Source organism: Prevotella multiformis DSM 16608 (assembly GCF_000191065.1).
Taxonomy (GTDB): Bacteria; Bacteroidota; Bacteroidia; order Bacteroidales; family Bacteroidaceae; genus Prevotella; species Prevotella multiformis.
Genome location: NZ_GL872282.1, coordinates 33,113 through 42,632, shown reverse-complemented (window position 1 = coordinate 42,632; position 9,520 = coordinate 33,113). Strand labels below are relative to the sequence as shown.

10 protein-coding genes are annotated in these 9,520 nt (G+C 49.8%); 8 read left to right on the top strand and 2 right to left on the bottom strand.

Annotation, left to right across the window (positions count from 1 at the left end; all coding sequences use genetic code 11):
• The coding region (locus HMPREF9141_RS13760) for a transposase (protein ID WP_040554101.1) at positions 1-292 on the top strand (292 nt) is incomplete at its 5' end.
• A 458-nt stretch (positions 293-750) separates the two neighbouring features.
• On the opposite strand, the gene HMPREF9141_RS00195 is transcribed toward HMPREF9141_RS13760, so the two are convergent.
• Complete coding sequence (locus HMPREF9141_RS00195; protein ID WP_007366330.1) at positions 751-2,739, bottom strand: dipeptidyl-peptidase 3 family protein; 1,989 nt, start codon at positions 2,737-2,739, stop codon at positions 751-753.
• Between the two features lie 28 nt (positions 2,740-2,767).
• Positions 2,768-3,226 carry a helix-turn-helix domain-containing protein gene (locus HMPREF9141_RS00190; protein ID WP_007366329.1) on the bottom strand — a complete coding sequence of 153 codons (459 nt, stop codon included), beginning with the start codon at positions 3,224-3,226 and terminating at the stop codon, positions 2,768-2,770.
• Positions 3,227-3,604: 378 nt separating this feature from the next.
• Between HMPREF9141_RS00190 and hcp the strand changes: the two genes are divergently transcribed.
• From hcp to HMPREF9141_RS12510, 7 genes are all read left to right on the top strand, one after another.
• Positions 3,605-5,257, top strand: coding sequence for a hydroxylamine reductase (hcp, locus tag HMPREF9141_RS00185; protein ID WP_007366328.1), 1,653 nt, complete (start codon positions 3,605-3,607; stop codon positions 5,255-5,257).
• Positions 5,258-6,224: 967 nt separating this feature from the next.
• A complete protein-coding gene (map, locus tag HMPREF9141_RS00180; protein ID WP_007366326.1) occupies positions 6,225-7,088 on the top strand; it encodes a type I methionyl aminopeptidase in 864 nt (287 codons plus the stop codon).
• A gap of 70 nt (positions 7,089-7,158) precedes the next feature.
• Positions 7,159-8,190, top strand: a complete 1,032-nt coding sequence (gene tsaD, locus HMPREF9141_RS00175; RefSeq protein ID WP_040554310.1) for a tRNA (adenosine(37)-N6)-threonylcarbamoyltransferase complex transferase subunit TsaD — start codon at positions 7,159-7,161, stop codon at positions 8,188-8,190.
• 33 nt (positions 8,191-8,223) lie between these two features.
• Positions 8,224-8,727: a CinA family protein gene (locus tag HMPREF9141_RS00170; protein WP_007366324.1), complete on the top strand. Its 504-nt coding sequence runs from the start codon at positions 8,224-8,226 to the stop codon at positions 8,725-8,727.
• 125 nt (positions 8,728-8,852) lie between these two features.
• Positions 8,853-9,116: a 50S ribosomal protein L28 gene (rpmB, locus tag HMPREF9141_RS00165; protein ID WP_007366323.1), complete on the top strand. Its 264-nt coding sequence runs from the start codon at positions 8,853-8,855 to the stop codon at positions 9,114-9,116.
• 5 nt (positions 9,117-9,121) lie between these two features.
• Complete coding sequence (gene rpmG / locus HMPREF9141_RS00160; RefSeq protein ID WP_007366322.1) at positions 9,122-9,310, top strand: 50S ribosomal protein L33; 189 nt, start codon at positions 9,122-9,124, stop codon at positions 9,308-9,310.
• Between the two features lie 43 nt (positions 9,311-9,353).
• On the top strand, positions 9,354-9,512 hold the full coding sequence (locus tag HMPREF9141_RS12510; protein WP_007366321.1) for a DUF4295 domain-containing protein: 159 nt from the start codon (positions 9,354-9,356) through the stop codon (positions 9,510-9,512).
• Positions 9,513-9,520 lie beyond the last annotated feature (8 nt).

Here is a 9,520-nt window from a genome sequence, read left to right as displayed (position 1 = left end):
TTTGGCTATGAAACTTACCGACATTTATAACATCAAGAGCATCAAGGATGCTGCAAGGCTGAAGCTGGCAAAATGGTTTAATGAGGTTGAAGAGCTGGGAGTGGACAATTTCTACACAGTGATTGACACGTTTGAAAATCATTATCAGACCATACTCAATTTCTTTGTAAACAGAGCTACGAATGCAAATGCCGAGTCATTCAATGCTAAAGTTAAGGCATTCAGGGCACAGTTCAGAGGAGTGACAGATATTCCTTTCTTTTTATATAGACTTATGGAATTGTGTGCTTAAGAGGATAGGCTTGCAACTGGGTTTTAGGACTGACCCATTCTTTCGCATTAATGCTATAAGTGGATAGAGTCGTGTTCCAACAAATCCCACACTGACAGACCTGCATCATGAAGTCAGTCGACTCCGTGTTTTCTTTTTGCCATCATGCTGCATCTTCAGCTTCCCTTCTCCCGTCGTATAGTCCTGCCATGTCTTTTCAAGAAGAAAGCTGAAGCAGCTTTTCAAAAGGGAAACTGAAGCAGCTTTTTCAGAGGGAAACCGAATCTCTCATACAGAGGGCGAGAGGCCGTCAAAAGCACATTCAACGTTTTCTTCTTCGCATCCTTTTCAAGGAAAGTTACCCCGACATCCACTTCCTGACAGACGGAAAGACGGGTGACTTCCCGCCTCTCTATGCAGTGTCATGCAGTTTATTCTGATCGTATGACACAGCAGATCTTCCTGATTCCCGGCTGTTCTCAGAGCGTCTGGTATTCATGTGAATACCGAAGCATCTGGCGTACGTATGGTTCAGAGTAATCCACGGTGATGTCCGTAATCTCACCCGACTTGTTGTAAACAGGCGTAAAGACCGGATTGATGAATCCTTTGTAGGGTGCTATATTCAGACGCTTGTATCTGCTGAGAACCTCGGCATGGAGGTCAGTGTCGAGATGAATGGCGTATGTCTCCACCAGCTTCCTGGCGGCATCGAAGTCGCCTTCACTCTTGATGCGCTGTATTTCGGCCAGCTCGTATGCGAAAATACGGCGCAGCGCTTCATAGTCGTTGATGCGTACAAATGTTTTCCGTCCGCACGTCCCGGCCTCTTTCCGTGTGACAAGTTCTACCACATTGGATTCTTTTCCCAGGGACACGGCCCACCGGGCAATCAGTGCACGGTTCTGCATGTGTGCCTCTTCTATCTGTTTTCCCGGATTTATCCGCACCTGCTGGGTCAGCAGGCCATTCATCATGTAGGCATAGTACTGTGCCTTATAGGCATCCGGACTGTCGAGCAGGCCGAGCTCCAGGAGTTTGCGGTCCGCAATGTAATACAGTCCGAAGAGGTCGGCCCGCGCCTCTTCGATGGTATTTCCGTAATTCTTCAGCGCATCACGATCGGTTCCCGGAAGCAGCCGCCCGCTTCCATGACCCAGGCATTCATGGAGATCTGTGTGCAGATTGTCTGTCTGGTCGGCAAACTGATTCATCCATTGAAGTGTTTCCGCATCGATGACAAACTCCTCACGGAAGCCGTTTCCCCTCGCCGCCATATCGTAGGCGTGTGTAAGATTAGAGATGGTAACGCTTTTCGAACCATGCTCCGCCCGGATCCAGTCGGCATTCGGGAGATTGATTCCGATGGCCGAAGCCGGATATTCGTCTCCTCCCAGCATGGCTGCACAGACGGCGTTCGCCGTGACACCTTTTACCTTCGGCTTGCGGAAGCAGGCGTTGACGGGAGAGTGATCTTCAAACCACTGTGCATTGGCCGAGATGGTCTGTGTGCGTCGGGTGGCCTCAACATCCTTATACTCTACGATTCCCTCCCAGGAGCCTTTCAGCCCCATCGGGTCTCCGTAGACTTCAATAAACCCATTGATGAAATCGACATGTCCTTCCTGTTCACGCAGCCATTCTATGGAGTAAGCATCGAAATCACGAAGATCCCCGGTTTCGTAATAGCGTATCAGCAGACCGATCACACGCCTCTGCTGATCATTCTCCGCAAAATCCTTGGCACGGTCCAGCCAGCAGACAATCTTCCGGATGGCAGCTCCGTATCTTCCGTCCGCTTTCCACACGTCTTCGTGAAGCTGTCCATTCTCCTTGACAAGCGTGGAGTTCAGTCCATAGGAAGGGGCTTCATCTGCCGGTCCTTCCTTTTTCTTCATGGCATAGAAAGCTTCCGTTTCCGCTTGTGTCACTCCCTCGTAAAAGTTGCATGCGGAAGCCTGCACGATGTCTCTCCCGTCTGTCTTGTCAACCCGCTTGGGCAGAACATCCGGATCAAAAATGACCGGACACAACTCGTCCAGCAGGGCATTGACCGTCTCTTCTTCTGCAAGAGGCAGCAGCCCGGCATCCACAGTCCTCACTGCACTGCGGAAGAAATCTTCAGAAAACAGGGGGACGAACTTGTCACAAGCGTAATGATGATAAATTCCACTGGCAAACCACACCTGCTTCAGATACAGTTCCAGAGCAAGAAAATTATATTCCGACCGGTTACCTTGGTAGTATTCATAAACAGCCTCCAGCGTCTTGCGGATGCGGAGGTTGTGTTTGCCAAACTGATCGAAAGTGATATCACGTCCGAATAGCGTCGCCTTTGAAAGGCAGTAAATCAATTCTTTCTGCCGGAGATTCAATTTTTCAAATCCCGGAAGCCGATACCGTAACATCTGTATATCGGCAAACTGTTCATCCTGAAAGCTGAAAGTCTCTTCTTCTGATCTAATCATTGATTCATTCTGTCACTCGCCCCTGATGCTAATCCTTTAAGCGTTTCTTTGAATGTGCCTCATCTGCAGGGAACTGTGCCAGATGACGAATCCTGTAGTCACGCGGCGTGACACCGTTGATACGGTAGAAAGACGCATAGAAAGACTGTCTGTTGGAGAAGCCCACCATGTCGCTGATCTCTTCCATGTTCAGTTCTTGGTAGCGTTTGTCCACCAGAAGCGCCATTGCCTCTTCTATACGGAACTTGTTTACAAACGACGTATAGTTCATGTGGAATCGGACATTCACTACAGCCGAGATGTAGCGCGTGTTAGTTCCCAAGTCCTCAGCAAGCTGCTTGGCAGAATAGTTCTTGTCTTTGTAACGTTGCTGAATAAGGATAACATTGAGGATTTTCTCCTTTAACTCATCCATTAGTTGCGGACTGACCAAACTACGGTAGGCGGCTACCTTTTCTTTTTTTTCAGTTAAATTGTACTTAGTCATAACCCGAGGATTTTTAGTTACCATTTCTGTTATTACACTGCAAATATAATATTTTAAATTAAGACTGTCAAGTTTATAGCAGGATTTTTAATATCTGTTAGTTATTAATTTTCTTAAAAAAAAGCATACAGATAGACGCGGCCCGTGCAAAATGTTTACAAATCCGTTCCTGACTTCTTCATGATATAAGGTCTATCCAATTGACAAATTTCTTTTTCTTTTTATACAGGACATGTCTTATACGCCATAAACCGCAACCGTGTTGTTTTGTGTTTTTTTAACTACCCGGTGTCACAAATGTTACCTTTTCACTTTGTTTTAATCGATAACTTTGCATTCGTCATTACATTTTGAAACATAATACAGAATCAAGAAAACATGAAAGAGAACAAGATGTTCTGTTTCCAGTGCCAGGAAACAGCAAAGGGTACGGGCTGTACAATTCAGGGCGTATGCGGTAAGAAAGCGGAGACAAGCCGGTGGCAAGATCTGTTACTTAGCGTCGTGAGGGGTGTCGCCACAATAGCAGACGCACTGCGCGGGGCTGGTGTAGAAACGGGGCAGGAGGTAGGCGACTATCTTGTCGATGCACTTTTCGCAACGATAACCAATGCCAATTTTGATGACCAGGCTATTCTGAACAAGGTGGATAACGGAGTCCGCATCAAGCAGACCCTGATCTCACTCGCCAAAGAAAAGAATGTGGAGCTGCCCGACTTCCAGGAAGTGAAATGGGGCGGTGAAAAAGCCGGCTACGAGGCCGAGGGCGACCGGGAAGGAGTTCTCCGCAATGCAGATGAAGACCTGCGTTCTCTGAAAGAGCTGACCGTACTGGGACTGAAAGGTATGGCGGCCTACTACGAGCATGCCTCCCGCCTCAACGAGCGCAACGGTGAGATCATCGCCTTCATGGAAAAGGCGCTTGCCATCGTCTCAGACCCTTCTGCAGGCATGGACACCCTGCTTTCCACGGTTTTAGAGACAGGCAAGTTCGGCGTGGATGCCATGGCTCTGCTCGACAAGGCGAACACACAGGCATACGGAAATCCGGAGCTTACGAAAGTGAACATCGGAACAGAGAACCGCCCCGGCATCCTCATCTCCGGGCATGACCTGAAGGACCTCGAGCAGCTGTTAGAGCAGACGGAGGGGACCGGCATCGATGTCTACACGCATGGCGAAATGCTTCCGGCCCACTATTATCCACAACTGAAGAAGTACAAGCATCTCGTAGGAAACTACGGAAACGCATGGTGGAAGCAGAAAGAAGAGTTCGAGACCTTCAACGGTCCGATTGTCTTTACGACCAACTGCATCGTTCCTCCATCGCCCAAGGCAAGCTACAAAGACCGTGTCTTCACGACGAATGCGACGGGTTTCCCCGGCTGGAAGCATATCCTGCCTGACGAGAACGGTCACAAGGACTTCTCAGAGGTCATCGAGATCGCCAGGACCTGCAAGGCCCCGACAGCCATCGAGCAGGGAGAGATCATCGGCGGTTTCGCCCATGCACAGGTATTCGCCCTGGCCGACAAGGTCGTCGAGGCGGTCAGGTCCGGCGCTATCCGCAAGTTCATTGTGATGAGCGGCTGCGATGGACGCATGAAGAGCCGCGACTACTATACGGAGTTCGCCGCACACCTGCCGAAGGACACGGTCATCCTGACCAGCGGCTGTGCCAAGTTCAAATACAACAAACTCAACCTCGGTGACATCAACGGCATTCCACGGGTGCTGGATGCAGGTCAGTGCAACGACTCTTACTCATGGGCGGTTGTGGCTCTGAAGCTGAAAGAGATCTTCGGTGCAAATGACATCAACGACCTGCCTATCGAGTTCAATATCGCATGGTACGAGCAGAAAGCCGTCATCGTCCTGCTCGCACTGCTCTACCTGGGCATCAAGAACATCCATATCGGCCCGACGCTGCCGGCCTTCGTCTCCCCGAACGTGCTGAAAGTACTGGTTGAGAACTTCGGGCTCAGCGGTATAACCACCGTAGAGGAAGACCTAAAGAGCATGGCAGGATAAACAAACTGTCTCTAACCGCTAATAAATTCCCAAGCCAGGTCCTCCCTTTATAGGGGGACTTGGCTTTGTTTCTTCCGTAATAGGGAATGATAAAATAAGCCTGCTGCATAATAATAAGGCACACGGAGAAGCTCTAAAAAATATCATGGAGGTGCCGATGGCACAGAAGAGCGACAGAGAGGTAACGCACGGGGTCCTTTTATTTTCGGGATAAACGCCATTCATGATTCTCACAGACAAATGCTCTGACAAAACTATCAAATGCCTCCACGCACCGACGATGCCCCGTTATAGGATTTTCACCTTTCACTCTCTGCCTCTGTGTGGTATTTCATCAAAGCCGTCAACTCACGAGACAAACCTCATCATTCCAAATTCCTGAAGCCACTTTTCTTTTTTCCTCTATTGAAACCTCCGCAGGACGCTTCTTTCCATCCGAATGGAACAACTGTCCGTCAGTCTGTTATACCTTTCCGCCATACTTTCGGGAAGAGTTTGCAGAGGTTTTATGGTTCGTCTGCCACAATAGCTGGCAGGGTGGGGGATTGCAGAGCCGGACACGGTGACACGGACAGGGTCCTGTCCGCTACGGATTGGGAACGGCATTCCCAACGCCCGGTACTCCTGTTCCCAACGGCTGGTACTCCCGTTCCCGGCGGCTGGTACTCCTGTTCCCAATCGGTCGGGAATGTATAGGATTGTCAATAGGGGGCGGGATGCAAAGGGGTTTCCTTTGCCTCCGCATGACGACATCTCACTTCAGGTCAGGCCGATAGTACGCCCCTTTCATTTTCATCAGACAGCAGGAAGAGGACAAATCTGTATCTTGTATAAGAAAGGACTTGATTTATTTTGTTTTGTCTCTGAATTATAGTACTTTTGCAACGGATAAGCAGCATCCGCAGACGGGAAACGACCGCCCGCTGTACCTGCCAGCCTTGTCCCGGTAAAAGATAAGATTGAAGCTATGCAGTTAAAGAAGAAGAGGTGGCACTGCCTTCAGGGGCAGGAACCCACCGAAATGGATCTGAAGATCATGGCCCTTGAAAAGAAAGGCAAACTCGTTCCTACACGTGATCTCATCAAGACACCTGAGCAGATAGAAGGCATCCGCAAGAGCGGAGTAGTGAATACCGGCTGCCTGGATGCCGTCGCAGAGGCGATTCACGTAGGAATGAATACACAGGAGATAGATGATATCTGCATGCAATACTGCAAGGATCACAATGCGATTCCGGCCTGCCTGAATTACGAAGGCTATCCGAAGAGCGTCTGCACGAGCATCAACGAAGTGGTCTGTCACGGTATTCCGAAGGAAGAGGACGTCCTTCAGGAGGGTGACATCGTCAATGTTGACATGACGACGATCGTGGACGGCTATTATGCAGATGCAAGCCGGATGTTCATCGTAGGGGGAAAGACCACGCCGGAAAAGGAACAGCTGGTACGTGTCACCAAGGAGTGTCTCGAATTAGGAGCCGAAGCCGCCAAGCCCTATTCTTATGTCGGCGACATCGGCCATGCCATCCAGAAGCATGCCGAGAAGAACGGTTATGGGGTCGTGCGTGACCTTTGCGGGCATGGCGTGGGACTCGACTTCCACGAACAGCCGGATGTCCTGCACTACGGGCACAAAGGTACGGGAATGTTGCTGGTGCCGGGGATGGTCTTTACCATCGAGCCCATGATCAACATGGGTACATGGAAAGTATTCATAGATGCGGATGACCCGTACGGCTGGGAAGTGATCACCGGTGACGAACTCCCCTCTGCACAGTGGGAACACACGTTCGTAATGACAGAGCACGGTCTGGAGATCCTGACCCATTGATACCGACGTAGCGATGCGGCATTCGGCCGGCGTGTCCTGCCTTGCATCTTGTCAGAACAAGAAGACGATAATGGAAAAGGAAGATATATATATATTAGGTATAGAAAGCAGCTGCGACGATACCAGCGCGGCCGTTCTGAAGAATCACGTCATCCTCAGCAATGTGACGGCATCACAGGATGTACACAAGGCCTATGGCGGTGTCGTCCCGGAGCTTGCTTCGAGGGCGCATCAGCAGAATGTCGTGCCCGTAGTCGACCAGGCGCTGAAACGCGCCGGAATCACGAAGGAGCAGCTTTCGGCAGTAGCCTTCACGCGCGGGCCTGGGCTGATGGGCAGTCTGCTGGTCGGGGTGAACTTTGCAAAAGGCTTCGCACGGTCGTTGAATATCCCGATGATCGAGGTGAACCACCTGCAGGGGCATGTCATGGCGCATTTCATCAAAGAGAACGAGGAGGACAACCACATGCCTCCGTTCCCGTTCATCTGCCTGCTGGTGTCCGGCGGCAACTCGCAGATCGTCAAGGTGAATGCCTATAACGACATGGAGGTGCTCGGTCAGACGATCGACGATGCTGCCGGCGAGGCGATCGACAAGTGTTCGAAGGTAATGGGACTGGGCTATCCCGGAGGACCTGTCATCGACAGACTTGCACGACAGGGCAATCCGCTGGCCTATCAGTTTGCCGAACCGAATGTCGGGGGGTTCGACTACTCCTTCTCAGGACTCAAGACTTCATTCCTCTACAGCATGAGAAAGTGGATACAGGAAGATCCGGACTTCATCGAGCATCATAAGGAGGATATTGCAGCCAGTCTGGAACATGCCATCGTAGACATTCTCATGAAGAAACTGCGGCTGGCGGTCAGGCAGACGGGCATCAGGCAGGTGGCCGTCGCAGGTGGCGTCTCCGCCAACAACGGTCTGCGCAATGCCTTCCATGACCACGCTGAACGCTATGGCTGGACGATTTACATCCCGAAGTTCAGCTACACGACCGACAATGCCGCAATGATTGCCAGCGTAGGCACTTTCAAATATGAGGATAGGGATTTCACCCGGATGGACATTCCGGTCTTCAGCAAAGTGACCTTCGAGTAACAACATAAAACCATCCCTTGTAAAATTAAGATTATGGATTTTGAAAGTAAGATTATATCTCGTCAGATCGGCGATATTCTTTATGCGTCAGGACTGACCATCGGCACGGCCGAAAGTTGTACAGGCGGCCGTATCAGTGAAGCGATTATCGCCATTCCCGGTTCGTCCGATTATTATAAGGGGGGTATCGTCGCCTATACGGATGAGGTGAAAGAGAAGATACTCGGTGTCTCCCATGAAGTGCTGGAGGAAAAGACAGCCGTCTCGGAAGAGGTGGCCCGTGAGATGGTACTGGGAACTATTCAGGCTATCGGCGTGGATTTCGCCATCGCATCGACCGGCTATGCCGGACCCGGCGGTGGAACGAAAGACATTCCAGTGGGGACGATCTGGCTGGCTTATGGCAGTAAAAACGAGGTTCGGGCCTTCAAGCTGACAGAAGATTTCGGGCGTGACATCAACCTCGCCATCGCCACCAACAAAGCCATCCGCCTGATGCTTGATTTCCTGAAAGAAATGGATATAAAGTCCGAATGAACCTGCAAAAAAGTTTAAAACCAGCAATTATCGCAGCAAAAGTTTTGCTCAATTGAAAACTTTTTGTAATTTTGCACCCTGTTTGGAATAGGTATCAATTAACGAATCACAAAACAAAGATAGAAATGTCTAAGATTTGTCAAATCACAGGAAAGAAGGCACAGATAGGTTGCAATGTGTCTCACTCAAAGCATCGTACGAAGAGAAGCTTTGATGTCAACCTCTTCAGCAAGAAATTCTACTATGTAGAAGAAGGCTGCTGGATTGAGCTGAAGGTCAGCGCTGCTGGTCTTCGTCTGATTAATAAGGTAGGTCTTGATGCCGCCCTCAAGCAGGCTGTTTCCAAGGGCTATGTTGACTGGAAAGACATTAAGGTAATAGGAGACTAAATATCATGGCAAAGAAAGCTAAAGGCAACAGAGTCCAGGTTATCTTGGAATGTACAGAGATGAAGAACAGCGGAATGCCTGGTACAAGCCGTTACGTGACGACAAAGAACCGTAAGAATACTCCTGAGCGTCTTGAGCTCATGAAGTACAATCCTGTTCTGAAGAAGATGACTCTTCACAAGGAGATCAAGTAAGCTCGCCTGAAGAGATATAGTTAATAGTTAAAACAGACAAACTATGGCAAAGAAAGCGGTCGCTACCCTCCATGAAGGTTCATCGGACGGTCGCGCATACTCAAAGGTTATCAAGATGGTAAAGAGCCCCAAGACCGGTGCTTATGTCTTCGACGAGCAGATGGTTCCTAATGAGGCTGTCAAGGATTTCTTTAAGAATTAAGTTACATA

What these genes read in the sequence shown, in the direction of transcription:
- HMPREF9141_RS00195 (WP_007366330.1), bottom strand. Translation starts at nt 2,739, where the DNA reads ATGATTAGATCAGAAGAAGAGACTTTCAGCTTTCAGGATGAACAGTTT.
- HMPREF9141_RS00190 (WP_007366329.1), bottom strand. Translation starts at nt 3,226, where the DNA reads ATGACTAAGTACAATTTAACTGAAAAAAAAGAAAAGGTAGCCGCCTAC.
- hcp (WP_007366328.1), top strand. Translation starts at nt 3,605, where the DNA reads ATGAAAGAGAACAAGATGTTCTGTTTCCAGTGCCAGGAAACAGCAAAG.
- map (WP_007366326.1), top strand. Translation starts at nt 6,225, where the DNA reads ATGCAGTTAAAGAAGAAGAGGTGGCACTGCCTTCAGGGGCAGGAACCC.
- tsaD (WP_040554310.1), top strand. Translation starts at nt 7,159, where the DNA reads ATGGAAAAGGAAGATATATATATATTAGGTATAGAAAGCAGCTGCGAC.
- HMPREF9141_RS00170 (WP_007366324.1), top strand. Translation starts at nt 8,224, where the DNA reads ATGGATTTTGAAAGTAAGATTATATCTCGTCAGATCGGCGATATTCTT.
- rpmB (WP_007366323.1), top strand. Translation starts at nt 8,853, where the DNA reads ATGTCTAAGATTTGTCAAATCACAGGAAAGAAGGCACAGATAGGTTGC.
- rpmG (WP_007366322.1), top strand. Translation starts at nt 9,122, where the DNA reads ATGGCAAAGAAAGCTAAAGGCAACAGAGTCCAGGTTATCTTGGAATGT.
- HMPREF9141_RS12510 (WP_007366321.1), top strand. Translation starts at nt 9,354, where the DNA reads ATGGCAAAGAAAGCGGTCGCTACCCTCCATGAAGGTTCATCGGACGGT.